This window comes from Bacillus sp. PPSBB_11 (genome assembly GCF_038023285.1).
GTDB classification, from domain to species: Bacteria; Bacillota; Bacilli; order Bacillales; family Bacillaceae; genus Bacillus; species Bacillus altitudinis.
In genome coordinates this window covers 1,778,258-1,792,946 of sequence record NZ_CP150633.1, presented here as the reverse complement: position 1 = coordinate 1,792,946, position 14,689 = coordinate 1,778,258, and the positions used below count along the sequence as shown (strand labels likewise).

The following is a 14,689-nucleotide window of genomic DNA, read 5'->3' as shown; positions in this document are numbered from 1 at the left end:
AAAAAAGTCTACCCTAAAGCGGTAGACTTTTTTATTTCGAATATAGATCCCAGCCGAGCTTGAGTGTGTCGACAATATAATTGGCGACTTCTTCAGCTTCTAGATGATCTGTTTCCACTCTTGAGTTATGAAGGGAATAAATTTCCCGGCGCTCTTCAAACAGCTCTTTCATCTCGTCAAGCGTGCGGTTATGAAGAACAGGACGGTTTTCAATTAAAATATCCAGCCGCTGTTTCCAATTCTCCCAAGATAGGTCAAGGAAAAGAACCGTACAATGCTTTAAGCAAGATCGTTTGATTTCTTCCTGTTTAAACGCACCGCCTCCAAGAGACACGATCTTTAGCTGAGTATGTTCACATAAATCGACGATATAGTCCTTTTCAGCCTGCCTGAAGAACGCTTCTCCTTTTTGCTGAAACATTTCTGGAATCGTCATGTTGTACTTTTTCTCAATCTCCTGATCAACATCAATAAAATCTCTATATAACTTTTTGGCAACCAGCTGCCCAATGGTTGTTTTCCCAACGCCCATAAAGCCAATGAGGACAATATTTCGCTGTCTCACAGGAATCTCTCTATTGTTTTTCATGTTCGTGACACGTCCTCCTTACGACAAGGAATGCTACATAATGTTTCTATTATATGATAAATGGACTGAGAAAAGATAGGCATTCTTAAAAATTGTGTTTGACGACGTAACCGAGCTGTTCGGAGAGCTTCTCGGCATGCTCTTTCACTTTTTGCTGCAGCTGAGGGATGACATCTTCAGTAAATCGTTGGGTCGGTCCAGATATGGATAAACATGCCTGCACTTCCCCGTGAATGTTAAAGATCGGTGCCGCCACTGCCGCCGATCCGACTTCCCGTTCATCAATACTGCAAGCGGTATGCGTTTCAAGAATATGACGACATTCTTTTTGCCATTCCTCCATCGTCATGTGATCAGCCTCAGATGCGAAAACTTGCTGTTGAAACTCTTCGCTTTGGAAAGCAAGCAGCACCTTTCCACCAGCACCAGCGTATAACGGCAGCTTCTCACCGATTTTCACAAGATGCCGAATCGATTGCAGCCCTTCGGCTTGTTCAATACATACCCTGCTTTTGTGATCGAGCACATATAGGTTGACGGTTTCCTTTGTTTCATCACGAAGTGTGTACATGAGCGGTTTTGCCAGTTCCCTCAATTTGATGGACTTCCCAGCAATATAACCGAGAAGATAAAGTCTTTGACCGAGCCGGTACTTCATTGTCTCTTGGTTCTTTTCCACAAAATGATTCATTTCAAGTGCCTTGAGCAGTCTCGTTGTGGTAGACATTGCTAAGTTCATCTCTTTTGAAATGTCCGTTAGCGTCAGCTCTTGACGTTCTTCGCTAAAGCAAGAAAGAATATCCAAAGCGCGCTGAACGGTACGCAATCCTGATTCTTCTTTTGACTTCTTATCAGCCATGTTCACTTTCTCCTTTTCCCCTTTGATTTCTTATCGACATGATTGACCAATTTTGCTATAATCCATTTTAAATGTTCCACTAAAAGAAAACAAATTCCACTGTACGGAATAAAACCAATAGATGTTTTGATGGAGGAGATATCATGATCTACCTGCTACTTTTCACACTTCTTATTAGCTTATACATCGTTCATCAACTATTCCCTGCTCCCATTCTCTCCTATTTGGTTGGTCTGCTGGCGGCTACTTCGCTCACCATTTCCTTTAAGAAGGCCAATGGACTTTATTTGAAAACGGGTGCTATGTTTCTCTTGATTGGATTGGTGTTATTTTTCTGGTCAGAACAGCCTTTGCATACGCTTTTTCTTCATTTTCATTCCATGCTAGGCTTGCTTTCTTTATTTTTCATGTTGCCATTTATTCATTCTCTCATACATGTTGGACATTTCGATACTCAATTAAATAAACTGCTTACCTTACATACAACAAGTACAAATCAGCTTTATCGCAAGAGTTCATTTGTCACTCATGTTCTTGGCATGTTTTTAAATATCGCAACGATTCCCTTATTATATACATCCTTGAAACCGTCGCTGAACGCCCTTCAGGAACAAGTCAAACAGCACCTTTATACGCGCAATCTTTTAAGGTCATATGCGCTATGTCTTAGCTGGAGTCCTGTCGAAGTACTGGTGAGTGTCACCATTGATGCAACCAAATTGAAATATTATCAGATTGCACCCGTTACCTTTTGTTTAATGGTGCTTGTGCTGTTGACGGATTGGTTGCTGTTTTCTCGTCAAAGCAAACGATTGCCGCATATCATCCAGCCGGCAGAAGCTCACTCCAACCCTCATCGCATCAAGAGAAAAACCCTTCAGCTTGCTTTCATGCTACTCAGTTTTATGACAGTCGTTTCGCTTGTTGACGCCTGGATCGGGAAAGGTTATCTGTTCGCTGTTGTGCTGACGATTATTCCTTTCGCTCTATTATTCTCGTCTATCATCAAAAAACGAAAACAATATGTAGCCGTCTCTATTCCCCATTGGAAAGAACGGACCCGCCAGCTCTCCAATTATATGTGTCTATTTTTAAGCGCGGGCTTCTTTGTCGATATGCTGCTTGTCACAAACAGCTTGCAGCCGATTCAAGCATTTATCGTCAGTATATCAGATCATGCCATTTGGGTTTATGGGGTCATCGGGCTGTATTTTCTCATCACCGCTCTTTGCGGTTTTCACCCGCTCGTTTCGCTTGCTCTATTAGTGAGCTTGATGGCACCTGTCATTCATGAATTGCCTGCCCTTCCCATCGCAATCATGCTCATTATCGCCGGAACCTCAACGGTCATGTTTAGCCCATATAATGTATCTGTCTCCCTATTAGCCGATTTGATGAAGGTCAACCCTTACCGAATCACTCGATGGAATATCTGGTTTGCTGGTTTTTATGTCAGCATGGGTATCGCATGTGCAACGATCATCACCGTCATCTTTTATTCATAGAAAAAGAGAACCCAATGAGTTCTCTTTTAAGATTGTTGACAAAGGGCTAAAATGAACTTGATTTTAGCCCTTTGTCTTTTTTTCAGTGTGATAGAAAACCTTTACAGTCTAGGAAGGACGAGTACCGGCGCGGAGCGAATTTGACATTCGTGAGCACCAGCGCGCAGGACTGACACCGAATGCGAGGGTTTGTCTACACGCTGAAAGAGAACCCAATGAGTTCTCTCTATTATTTTAATTGAATCCGTTCAATCTTACCCACAATAAAGATATACGACAACGCTCCGCCTAATGCCACTAGGCTGACGAATAAAATACCGCCGTTGTAAGAGCCTGTCGCCGATACAATGAATCCGATAATCAGCGGGGTGATGATGCCGGATAAGTTAGCAAAAAAGTTGAATACGCCGCCAGCCAGACCGACCATTTCTCGTGGTGCCACCTCAGACAGCATGGTCCAGGAGATATTAGACAGTCCTTGCGCAAAGGAAGCGATGGATAAAATGGTCAGCACAAGCGGAATATTCGTTGTAAAATTCGCTAAAACAATGGTACTTGTCAGAAGCAAGCCGACCACAACCGGCAGCTTTCTCGCTACATTGACCGATACACCCTTTTTAAGCAACCAGTCAGACACATAGCCTCCAAATAGCACCCCAAAGAATGCAGCGATGTATGGCAGGGATGCCGCAAAACCCACTTTGAGAAAGGCCATATTTTTCGCCTCTGCTAAATAGGTCGGAAACCATGTTAAAAAGAAAAAGAGGGTAGACGCAACGGAAAATTGACCAATATAGAGTCCAATCAATTTACGATATTTTAAAAGTGCAGCAAAGTCTGCCCATTTCAGTTTCTCCTGTGATGCCACTGTCAGCCCTTCGCCTTGACGGATCAATTCTAACTCATCTTCATTGATCTTTGGATGCTCTTTCGGTTCGTGATAATACTTGTACCAAAAGAAAGCAAATATAATACCGAGCGCACCAGCAGTGATAAAGACGGTTCTCCAATCGAAAGTTGTCATGATCCAAAAAAGAAGAGGTGTCGCAAATGCAAGCCCCACATACTCACCAGCGGTATAAACCCCTGTTGCAAATGCGCGTTCCCGCCTTGGAAACCATGTGGTCACAATGCGGTTATTCGCAGGAAATGCGGGAGATTCTGTAATTCCGATAAACAAACGGCAGCCAAATAAGAAGGCAAAGCTGTTCGCAAACGCCTGTAAACCGGTGAAAATAGACCAAGTCACAAGTGATATTCCATACGTTACCTTTGATCCAAACTTATCAAGAATAAAGCCGCCAGGGATCTGCATGGCTGTATAGGTCCAGCTAAATGCTGAAAAGATGAGGCCTAATAAGGCAGGGTTTAATTGCAATGAAGACTGAATCGCAGGTGCAACAATGGATACACTGGCTCGATCAATATAGTTAATAGCGGTAATAAAAAACAACAGAATCAAGATGCCGAAACGAGCTTTTGTTGGTTTCGCATAAGCAGGCCGCAAGTCGTTCCCCTTCAGTTCTGAATGCACTTTCATAACCATCCTCCTTTGTTTCCGCAGCGTGCGGATCGGTTGAGTGTCTTAAATGACCCCTTTTTCTTCTAACTGTTTACACTCTTCTTCTGTGAAGCCAAGCATTTTCGTTAAAATGTCATAATTATGTTCACCTAAATCAGGCGCAATATGGCGGATACTACCGGGGGTTTTTTCAAACTTCGGAATGATCCCAGGCACCTTCACTTTTCCAAGTCGCGGGTGATGCACCTCGACAATATTTTCTCGTGCTTTAAATTGCGGATGCTCAAAGATATCCCGAATGCTTAGAATCGGACTCACAGGCACACCATGTGTATCTAGAATGTCTAAGACGTCATCTCTTGTTTTGGACGCAATCCACTGCGAGACGATCGCATCCATTTCATCGTTATGCTTCAGCCTGGCTGCATTCACAGAGAATTTCTCGTTCTCAAGTAAATCTAAGCGATTCATCGCCTCTGCCAATCGATTAAAGGTCGAATCTGTACTTGTCACAAGAACCAAATAATGCCCATCCTTTGTCTCATAGGTGCCGGCAGGGCTTGAATGACCGCTTAACCCTGGTGAACGCTCACGCACCTTCCCTAGCTTGTCATATTCAGCAACCAAAAATTCTAACATGCGGAACACAGATTCATAGAGAGCCAAATCCACCATTTGCCCTGTTCCTTCTGGATGTGTGTCACGGTAATACATCGCTGTCACAGTGGCAAACGCCACATAGATTCCTGCGATATAATCCGTAAGGGAAAAGGAAGGGCTGACTGGATGCCGATCTGGAAACCCTTGAATATATGTAAAGCCGCTAAACGCCGTCGCAGGTGTACCAAATCCCGCCTTGTCCTTAAATGGACCGGTTTGTCCATAACCCGAAACTCGAATCATAATTAAACGAGGGTTGATTTCTTTTAATACATCGTACCCAACGTCCCATTTTTCAAGTGTTCCCGGACGAAAATTTTCAATGATCACATCAACCTGCGCTGCAAGCTTTTTAAAAATGTCTTTTGCTTCTTCTTTGTGTAGATCGAGTGTAAGAGATTTCTTATTCCTTGAAAGCCCTGACCATCTCAAAGGTTCACCATCTGCAAAAGGGCCAACATGCCGCAGTGTATCCCCTTTTCCAGGAATCTCGACTTTAATGACCTCTGCACCGAAATCCCCTAGAAGCACCGCGCCGTATGGTGCAGCAATCATCGTAGAAACATCTAATATTTTGATTCCTTCAAGTGGTGTATTCTTATTCATTGCTTGACTCCCTTTCGTTCAATTGATAAAGGGCTAAAATGCTTTCAATTTTAGCCCCTTTTCTTCTTTCTCTCGTGCAAGGTTTTTTTAGTCCTTCGGAAGCTGCCCTTGCGGTGTATAGAGCCAAATCAGCCATAAAGGTTCATCCCCTGTGTTCACATGCTGATGCGAGACACCGTCTGGAATAAACATAAAGTCATTTTGCTTAAATGATTGTCTTTCTCCATCGCAAATGACTTCGCCAGACCCTTTAATCACATAATCAAATTCCTCTGAACCCGGGTGATTGTGTACTGAGCTTGCTTCGCCCGGCTCAAAAATAGTGAGACCTGCCATCATATGCTCTGATCCAACGGTATCTGGTGTGATCGTTTGAAACACCTTCCGAATCATGTTCTCTTCTGGATGATCTAAACCTAACCATAATGGATGACCGTCTTGAAATGGATTTAATACTTTAATTTTCATTGTTGATTCCTCCCTAGTCATGTTTAGTTCACACTGACATGTGAACGTTTTGTATTTGGTGAATAAATATCATTAATGTTCCAATGTCCATCAGTAGGCACAGGATCATTTTTCATCGCTACATCAATGACACATGGTTCCTGAGAAGCGATCGCTTCAGAAAAAGCTTCTTTGAATTCAGAAGCCGCCGTAATTTTGATCCCCTTCATCCCATAACCTCTTGCAATGGCTGCAAAATCAGGCGAATAACTTTCTCCATCTTTTCTAAAAACAGTGCCGTAAGTCGTTTCATAGTGTGCCATTTGCAAGCCGGCGATCGTCCCAAACGCACTGTTGTTCATCACAATCCACACGACAGGAATGTTTTCTTCCATAGCTGTTGCGAGCACAGATGGATTTTGACCGAATCCGCCGTCCCCTACAAGTGATACAACGACACGGTCAGGCTGGGCAATCTTTGCTCCAAGTGCAGCAGGAGCGCCAAATCCCATCGTCGCAAAACCACCTGGGGTTAAAATAGTGCCTGGCGTGTATACAGGAAATTGCTGTCCGACTCCATTTTTATTCCAGCCAACATCGGTTGTAATGAAGGCATCAGGCGGCAATACTTCCCGCACTTCCTGCAAAATACGTTGTGGTTTCATTGGGAAAGACTCGTCTTGAATATTCGTCAAATTGCTCTTCTGAAATTCCTCACGATATACCGCAATATCCTTTTTCAATTGAGGGCGATCCAGACCTTCTGGCAGCCTTTCTTTCGCCACACGATTTAGTACGGTCAGGGCCTGCTTGAGATCTGCTACTGCTCCAATTTCCACAGGATAATTTCGGCCAATTTCATTCGGATCAATGTCAATATGGATGAGCTTGGTTGATTGGAAATTGAACGTATACTCCGATTCCCACGAACTCGCATCTGCTTCAGCAAAACGGGTGCCTAAAGCCAAAATATAGTCCGCTGCTTTACACTGATCATTGATAAATTTCGTCCCCCAAAATCCTGTCATGCCAAGGGTCATTGGATGATCATCTGGCATCGCCCCTTTCCCCATCAAAGAATGGGCAACAGGGATACTCAAATGGTCAGAAAATGCCTTTAACTCTTCTGCTGCATCGGCTAGTAAAATGCCTCCCCCTACATATAAGAGCGGTTTGTCTGCCTGCAGCAATCGATCTATTATCCGATTCGCTGTTTGATCATCAATAGATGGTTTTTCAACGGTGTGTGTATGATGAGCGATTTGTTCAAATAACGACACATCTAAGTCTTTTGAGAACACATCCATCGGAACTGAAATCAGGACTGGCCCAGGACGGCCGCTTTCAGCTAACTGAAACGCTTTTGATAGAATTTCTGGAAATAATTCTGGAATGTCGACTCGCCATGCTCTTTTCACAAACGGGCGATAAATTTCGTATTGAGAAGCATCGGAATGAAGATTGATTTCTTGGTGTGGGTGCTTTCCGTAGTAATGACTTGGAACATCTCCTGCAATGACAACCATTGGAATGGAATCGAGTGCGGCATTCGCTACACCTGTTGCCGCATTGGTGAGTCCAGGACCTAAGTGACTGAGCACAACAGCCGTCTGTTTCTTCGCTCGTGCATAACCATCTGCTGCATGCGCCGCTATCTGTTCATGTCTGACATTCACAAATTGAATACGGCTTTTTTCTAGGGCTGATAAAAAAGCAATATTCGTATGACCGCACAGACCGAAGATATGCTCAACTCCTCGATTTTCTAAATACTGAATGACCTGTGTAGATATATTCTTCTTCATGTTTCTCTCCTCTCACGGTGCAGCTATGAATCTGCTACTCACTGATTCTTTGAAAACACAATCGATAGAACGGTATTCAAATCCTGTATCGCAACTTGTCCAGGTGCCGAGCTTTCTTTCCCTACAGCAAAGGTCATGACAGACCCAAAGAGTCCACCTACCATTCTTGTGAAGGCGCCATATTCCCCCATCGCCATCGAAATAACGGGGATGGACAGATGCTTTTTCGCCTTGCCTGTCGCAGAGAGCAGTGTCAGTGCATCCTCATAGGAATGCGGCATGACGGCGATCTTTGCAATGTCGGCACCGACCGATTCTGCATTGGTGAATAGTTCCACGAGCCGATCCGCCTCCGGGGTACGCTGGAAATCGTGGTACGACACAATCAAGATGACCCCGTTTCTCTTAGCCGCCTGACTGACTTGCTGGATATGCGAGACATCATGCATTAATTCAAAATCAACGGCAGCCACAAGCTGAGTGGCACAAAGCTCGACAAGCAGGGAAACCTTTTCATCCTCTGAGAGTGAGATGCGTTCGCCGCCCTCTTTTTCAGAACGAATGGTGAATAGAAATGGGATGCTATCTGCCTTTTCGATCATCCCTTTCAGGGTGGTGATGACTTGTTCCTTGTCATTGAGGTGATTGAAAAAATCCGCTCGCCACTCTATCACATCAGGCTTCTTCTCAGCTAACACCTCAACTTCAAGAAACAATTCTTCCTTTGTTTGTCCAATGAGCGGCGTACAAATCATCGGCTGACCGCCTGTCTGCGCACTTTTCACCTTTTGCTGAAAGACATTCACATCCATCTGCCCCCTTTATAGCCCATTTGGCAGCACAACCATTTTGGTTTCGGTCATCTCCTCGATGGCGAAACGCGGGCCTTCCCTTCCAATACCGCTTCGTTTAATCCCGCCATATGGCCAGTGATCTAGTCTGAAATTCGATGTCCCATTGATGACTACGCCGCCAGTTTCAAGCTCTTTTGCTGCGTGTAACGCAACATCCAGCTGATTCGTAAAGACGCCTGCCTGCAAACCATATCGACTATCGTTTGCTTCTTTGATTGCCTCATCCAGCTCCTCATATGGGAGAATGCTGACAACTGGACCGAACACTTCTTCACAGACGACCTTGGCTTGTTTTGGCGGGTTTAGCAAAATAGCCGGTGTGATGCTTGCACCATTTCGTTGTCCTCCATATAGAAGCTCGGCACCCATTTTCTCTGCCTCTCGTATCCATGCCTCCACACGTTTTGCTGCCTGTACATCAACCATACAGCCGATATCACTTTCACTAGACAGCGGATCTCCAACGACGAGCTGTTCTACTTTTTGTTTAAGTGTCTCAGTAAATGTCGACAAAATTTGCTTGTGAACATAAATTCTTTGAACAGAAATACAGCTTTGACCAGAGTTGCTAAAGCCCGTTTTGGCGCAAAGAGATGCGGCTTGCTCGATATCTGCATCATGATGAACAATCGTCGCTCCATTTCCTCCGAGTTCCAGCAGTACCTTTTTTAATCCAGCAGAGTTTGAAATATGTTCTCCGCCCACCGCACCGCCAGTAAAAGAAACAAGATTGGTTCTTTCATCCGTGACTAACTGTCTGCCGGCGTCTACTCCCCCAATCACAAGCTGCAGGCTCTTTTCAGGAAACCCTGCTTCAAGCAGGAGCTTAACAAACGCTGTGGCAACAGCTGATGTTTGCGGTGCTGGTTTTAAAATAATGGCATTCCCTGCCGCAAAAGCTGGACCGATTTTGTGGCAAATTAAGTTGAGAGGCGCATTAAAAGGCGTAATCGCCAGCACAACCCCAACCGGCACTTTAAATGTCATCGCCATTGCTCTCTGTCCACGAGAAGATACATTGCCAGGAATAGTCTCACCGATTAGTCGATTGGCTTCTTCAGCTGACTGTGCGAGCGTTTCAATTGATCGTGAGACTTCATCTCTTGTATTTTTAAGCGGTTTGCCTAATTCTAAAGAAATGAGTTTTGCAAAATGCTCTTTTTGTTCTTCCAATAAAGCGGCTGCCTTTGTTAGAAGCGTTGAGCGTTCTAATGCTGATATTGCCGCTATTTGTTTTTTAGCTTGCTGCGCAATAGAAAGCGCTTGTTCTATATCTTCTGAGGATGCAAGATAGGATGTACCAATCATTTCCCCAGAGTATGGATTGATGATATCTTCTTTGCCATGGTTTGCATCCAGCCATTCGCCGTTTATATATGACAACGCTTTCAATTTACTCAAATTCTCTCACCCTCCTTCAAGTGACGCGTCCCGACCCCCGCATAACGAACAAGTCTTTCTTCATTCGGACAAGGGCCTTTCACTAGGGCACCTTTTGTCAGCTCTTCATATGCATGCGCCACGATGCCCATTCCTCTGGATAAGGAAAAGATGCCTTTTGCCGCTTCAGCTGGAATGCTTAATTCACATTGGATCGCAGCAGATACACCATCTATATTCATCGTGATTTTTTTCCCTTTTAATTGTTCAAGTTCATGCCTAATCGCCTCAGCTAACCGTAAGTACGTTCCGCTGATATCACCTTGCTGCACATATGTTTGACTCAGCTCATACAGCCGTCTCACTCTCGGATCATCGTCATGCAGCTGATGACCGATCCCCGGAATTTTTTCCTTGCGGGCTAACCACGTCTGACATACTTGCTTTGCAGCAGACTTGATATCCTTGTGTTCATCGTAGGCTGCTTTGGCGTCGTATAACATACGCATCGCCTTTTCACCAGCTCCGCCATGAATATCACCTAATAGATTCACCCCTGTTGCAACAGAAGAATTAAACGAAATGCCGCATGTAACCGCCATTCTTGCCGCTGCAATAGACGGTGCTCTTGGCCCATGATCCGCACCTGCGACAAGAACACTTTCAAAAAGAGCTGCCTTCGAATCATCTAGTAATTCACCAACAAGCAGTAGATAAAGCATTTGTGGATACGATAATTGACCAATAAGCTCTTCAATTGGATAGCCCCGAAGTTCAATTGAATTTTTTTGAATATGACTAATCTCAGTCTCCCACCAAGCGCCTCCTTCTTTGTATATTTCCAGTGCACTTCGATTTTTCATTGTGTGAATCATTCCTTTAGCCACTTATTTGGAGATGAACGACTCCTTATATTCCGTCTAGTGGAATTCAATTTCACTTTTTGGAATGTGTTTTTATTGTAAGCGCATTCGTTTTTATCGTCAATCATTTTTTCTGAAAATACTGTCTTTTGATGAGAAATTAAGTGAATCGAACTAATTATTTCACCACTTATTCTTCAATTCATCCTTTATTTAGTCAAACAGACTTATGTATATCGTTCTACTAATTAATGAACCATTTTCGATTCATTCTGTCAAATTCAGCTGAAATTTGACATAAAAAGACCCCTCCATCTTCTGGAGAGGTCACTTATTTTATTTCCACCAGTCATCAAACATAGAAGCTGGTACTTGACGTTTATGTTCTGATTGAACATAGCGTTTTTCAATCGCTTCTGCTGCTTGATCTGAAACTGGTTTTCCTTCTAAGTAATCATCAATTTCATTGTACGTAATACCAAGTTCTGTTTCATCCGTTTGCTGAGGCTTGTCATCCAGCAGATCGGCTGTCGGTTTCTTTAAGTATAATCGCTCCGGCGCCTGAAGAGTCTCAAGCAACAACCGTCCTTGGCGTTTCGTTAAACCTGTGAGCGGAAGGACATCTGCACCGCCATCACCATACTTCGTGAAAAAGCCCGTCACAGCTTCAGCTGCATGATCCGTTCCAATGACAAGTAAGCCTTCCTGTCCACCGACAGCATACTGTGCGATCATTCTCATGCGTGCTTTGACGTTCCCTTTATTAAAATCAGACAGCGCACCGCCTGTTTCCTTTTGATATTGTTCACTGAATGCCGTCACGGCAGGCGCGATGTCATATTTCCAAGACTTGTCCGGCTGAATAAATGATAGAGCCAGCTGCGCATCATCTTCATCTTGCTGCGTGCCATGCGGAAGACGGACTGCAATAAAGACAGCATCCTCTTTTCCTTCTTGACGAAGCTCACTTACAGCGAGCTGAGCGAGACGGCCGGCAAGCGTTGAATCCTGTCCGCCGCTAATACCAAGAACGAATCCTTTTGCACCGGTCTTTTTCAAGTAAGCCTTTAGAAATCCAACCCGTTTTTCGATCTCCTGCTTTGGGTCAATTGAGGGCTGCACATGCAACTCTTGGCTGATTTTTTTCTGCAAACTCATACACTTTTCCTCCTAAGCATCCTCTACATGAAGAGAACAGGTTTTACTTCCATTTCAATTGATTTACCTACGATTTTAGCCACTTTATTATATCATGTTTTGAAAAAAGATATTTTTTAGACGTTCCCCTTTTTCTTAAATGATCAAACATTCACAAACGAAATAGACCAAGTCTCTTTGACTGGTCTTTCCTTTTCAATCAATCTCCACCCGGATGGATGTACAGCTTGAGCCATTGCATTTTCCAATGTCAGCAGGACATGCAGACACCGCGACGATAAGGTCCATTTCTGCACGCAGACGAATGTAATCACCAGGGAGCGATTTTGGTAGCTCGACAGACAGTTTTCCTTTCTCATCAATGACTGTATTCATAAACGCATTAAAAGGATAATACATATCCTCCTTTGGAATCCCGAATGGCTCAAAAGCCGTTCTGAGATTATCGTAGCATGTATGCATGACCTCTAGGTGCGTACGCCCATATAAGAGCTGATACATTTCTTGCCGGCATGCAGGCATATATAAATCATGACATTCAACTGTATCTTCGATGACCGTAAACATTGGTTTATATAAATTAGAATATAGCTGATCTCCCTTTTTCACCTTGGAAGAGAACAGGCTGTCCATTGTAGCGCCTTGATCAAATTTTTCATAAAAATCCTTTTCATGATAGGCCATCACGTCTGCTACTTGCTGCCCTTCGACATCAACCACTCGAATACATTGTCCTTTTCCTAACCGAAAGCCAAATCCATCCTTTGGTAAAATCACGTATTCTCCATTCATCACATGCACTCCTTTCCATGTTGACAGTATGCCCAAAACATCCTCTTGATCATGTATAAAAAAAAAGAGGCGGTCACAAGCTAATGCTATTGAATCGGAAAGGTGTTGCACACAAATTGAAAGAAGAACAATCTTTATCTTGGTGGCAGCTTTCTCTTATCGGAGTCGGCTGTACAATCGGCACTGGTTTCTTCCTTGGTTCCAGCATCGCCATTACAAAATCCGGTTATTCCGTCTGCATTTCATTTTTGCTTGCGGCAGTCGGCACATATCTCGTCTTTAAACACCTGGCTGCGATGACAGCCGAGAACCCAGATAAGGGATCATTTTGTTCCTATGCCCGAAAAGCCTATGGGCGCTGGGCGGGATTTAGTAATGGCTGGGTGTATTGGTTTTCAGAAATGCTCATCACAGGGAGTCAGCTGACGGCGATTTCTCTTTTTACTCGTCACTGGTTTCCATCCATTCCACTTTGGGTATTTTCAGCGATTTATTCCGCTCTTGCCCTGCTTGTGATTATCATTGGGCTTTCTTCTTTTCAAAAGACGGAAAATGTCCTTGCCGTGCTGAAGACCGGGGCGATCCTATTGTTTGTCGTCCTTGCCGTTCTTGTTTTATGCGGCATTCTCACAGAGCATAGGCCCACCCTCCACCTGCCAAATAAAGACCATGAATGGATGCCGCTCGGCCCGCTCGGTCTATGGAATGGGCTGATTTATGCGTTTTATGCTTTCGGGGGAATTGAAGTCATGGGGCTGATGGCGGTTCATTTAAAAGACCCGAAGGACGCCGCAAAATCTGGACGTGTGATGCTGATCATTCTTGCTGTCATTTATATCGTCTCCATCGGACTTGCGCTTTTGCTTGTGCCAGTGACAGCCTTTAACGAGAATAGCAGTCCATTCATTACATCACTAGAACCATTTCATTTATCGATTTTTCTTCATATCTTTAATGGCATTTTCATTATTGCTGGGTTTTCCACATTGGTTGCCTCCCTCTATGCAGTCACGACACTGCTTGGCACGATGTCGGAACATCAGGATGCACCTGCTTGTTTTAAACAAAAAGAACCATCTCATGTTAGATGGTCTTCAATTCTTTTAACTGCTGCAGGGTTGATTGTCTCGATTTTGCTGGCACTCTTTTTGTCCAAACACATATATGAGCATCTCACAACAGCAGCCGGCTTAACTCTTTTATACACATGGGTGTTTATTCTGCTTTCGAGCAAAAAGCTGTCAAAGCCATCCACTCGCCAAACGTGCGAAATGGTTCTTGCCCTGATCTTAATCGGTGCCGCCGTTTCAGGCACTCTGACAGAGGCAAGCGGACGACCCGGCTTTTTTATAAGCATTGGGATCATCGCCGTGATTGGCATCATGGTACTCTTTATGAGAAAAAAGTGGAAACAGGATCAGGCAGCATCATAATTTCATCATGTTTTTTAAAGCAGTAAATGGGCATTTGGCGGAGGCTGGTTTCTCCGCCTCTTCATCTGGGAGAAAATATTGCTTCCATTCATGATTTGTTGGATCACCGTACCATTTTAACGATGGATGGACGTCAACTTGATCATATGCTTTGAGCCGCTTGCGAACGAGCTGGCTCATTTTTTGTCCAAACTTGGTCGATCCATTCAGTTTTTC

The 14,689-nt window shown here is 44.0% G+C and carries 14 protein-coding genes; 2 read left to right on the top strand and 12 right to left on the bottom strand.

Going from position 1 to position 14,689, the window contains the following annotated elements; genetic code table 11:
- Window positions 1-31 precede the first annotated feature (31 nt).
- Both V7L95_RS08965 and V7L95_RS08960 read right to left on the bottom strand, forming a co-directional pair.
- Window positions 32-589: a shikimate kinase gene (locus V7L95_RS08965; protein ID WP_007498270.1), complete on the bottom strand. Its 558-nt coding sequence runs from the start codon at window positions 587-589 to the stop codon at window positions 32-34.
- An 85-nt stretch (window positions 590-674) separates the two neighbouring features.
- Window positions 675-1,448: an IclR family transcriptional regulator gene (locus tag V7L95_RS08960; protein WP_017366579.1), complete on the bottom strand. Its 774-nt coding sequence runs from the start codon at window positions 1,446-1,448 to the stop codon at window positions 675-677.
- A gap of 143 nt (window positions 1,449-1,591) precedes the next feature.
- On the opposite strand from V7L95_RS08960, the gene V7L95_RS08955 reads away from it, so the two are divergent.
- A complete protein-coding gene (locus tag V7L95_RS08955) occupies window positions 1,592-2,953 on the top strand; it encodes a hypothetical protein (RefSeq protein ID WP_340968916.1) in 1,362 nt (453 codons plus the stop codon).
- Window positions 2,954-3,182: 229 nt separating this feature from the next.
- Here the strand turns inward: V7L95_RS08955 and V7L95_RS08950 are convergent, their stop codons facing one another.
- The 9 genes from V7L95_RS08950 to V7L95_RS08910 all read right to left on the bottom strand — a co-directional run bounded on the left by V7L95_RS08950 (window position 3,183) and on the right by V7L95_RS08910 (window position 13,040).
- Window positions 3,183-4,493, bottom strand: a complete 1,311-nt coding sequence (locus tag V7L95_RS08950; RefSeq protein ID WP_025206713.1) for an MFS transporter — start codon at window positions 4,491-4,493, stop codon at window positions 3,183-3,185.
- Window positions 4,494-4,538: 45 nt separating this feature from the next.
- Complete coding sequence (locus V7L95_RS08945) at window positions 4,539-5,741, bottom strand: CoA transferase (RefSeq protein WP_171464960.1); 1,203 nt, start codon at window positions 5,739-5,741, stop codon at window positions 4,539-4,541.
- A gap of 87 nt (window positions 5,742-5,828) precedes the next feature.
- A complete protein-coding gene (locus V7L95_RS08940) occupies window positions 5,829-6,209 on the bottom strand; it encodes a cupin domain-containing protein (RefSeq protein ID WP_024718975.1) in 381 nt (126 codons plus the stop codon).
- Window positions 6,210-6,232: 23 nt separating this feature from the next.
- Entirely contained in the window at window positions 6,233-7,993 is a 1,761-nt protein-coding gene (locus tag V7L95_RS08935) for a thiamine pyrophosphate-binding protein (protein WP_340968913.1), read from the bottom strand.
- Window positions 7,994-8,031: 38 nt separating this feature from the next.
- Window positions 8,032-8,805 carry a type I 3-dehydroquinate dehydratase gene (aroD, locus tag V7L95_RS08930; protein ID WP_079920446.1) on the bottom strand — a complete coding sequence of 258 codons (774 nt, stop codon included), beginning with the start codon at window positions 8,803-8,805 and terminating at the stop codon, window positions 8,032-8,034.
- Between the two features lie 9 nt (window positions 8,806-8,814).
- On the bottom strand, window positions 8,815-10,248 hold the full coding sequence (locus V7L95_RS08925; RefSeq protein ID WP_340968911.1) for an aldehyde dehydrogenase family protein: 1,434 nt from the start codon (window positions 10,246-10,248) through the stop codon (window positions 8,815-8,817).
- A complete protein-coding gene (locus tag V7L95_RS08920; RefSeq protein ID WP_082114286.1) occupies window positions 10,245-11,102 on the bottom strand; it encodes a citryl-CoA lyase in 858 nt (285 codons plus the stop codon). Before V7L95_RS08920 ends, V7L95_RS08925 begins: the two co-directional genes overlap by 4 nt.
- A gap of 324 nt (window positions 11,103-11,426) precedes the next feature.
- Window positions 11,427-12,248 carry an ammonia-dependent NAD(+) synthetase gene (gene nadE / locus V7L95_RS08915; protein WP_007498287.1) on the bottom strand — a complete coding sequence of 274 codons (822 nt, stop codon included), beginning with the start codon at window positions 12,246-12,248 and terminating at the stop codon, window positions 11,427-11,429.
- Window positions 12,249-12,443: 195 nt separating this feature from the next.
- Window positions 12,444-13,040 carry an urea carboxylase-associated family protein gene (locus V7L95_RS08910; RefSeq protein WP_046527192.1) on the bottom strand — a complete coding sequence of 199 codons (597 nt, stop codon included), beginning with the start codon at window positions 13,038-13,040 and terminating at the stop codon, window positions 12,444-12,446.
- Between the two features lie 83 nt (window positions 13,041-13,123).
- On the opposite strand from V7L95_RS08910, the gene V7L95_RS08905 reads away from it, so the two are divergent.
- Window positions 13,124-14,473 carry an amino acid permease gene (locus V7L95_RS08905; protein ID WP_081114634.1) on the top strand — a complete coding sequence of 450 codons (1,350 nt, stop codon included), beginning with the start codon at window positions 13,124-13,126 and terminating at the stop codon, window positions 14,471-14,473.
- Here V7L95_RS08905 and V7L95_RS08900 read toward each other — a convergent pair.
- Window positions 14,468-14,689, bottom strand: a 222-nt coding sequence (locus tag V7L95_RS08900) for a YqcI/YcgG family protein (protein WP_340968905.1), incomplete at its 5' end; no start/stop codon positions are given. The two genes, V7L95_RS08905 and V7L95_RS08900, sit on opposite strands and share 6 nt — an antisense overlap.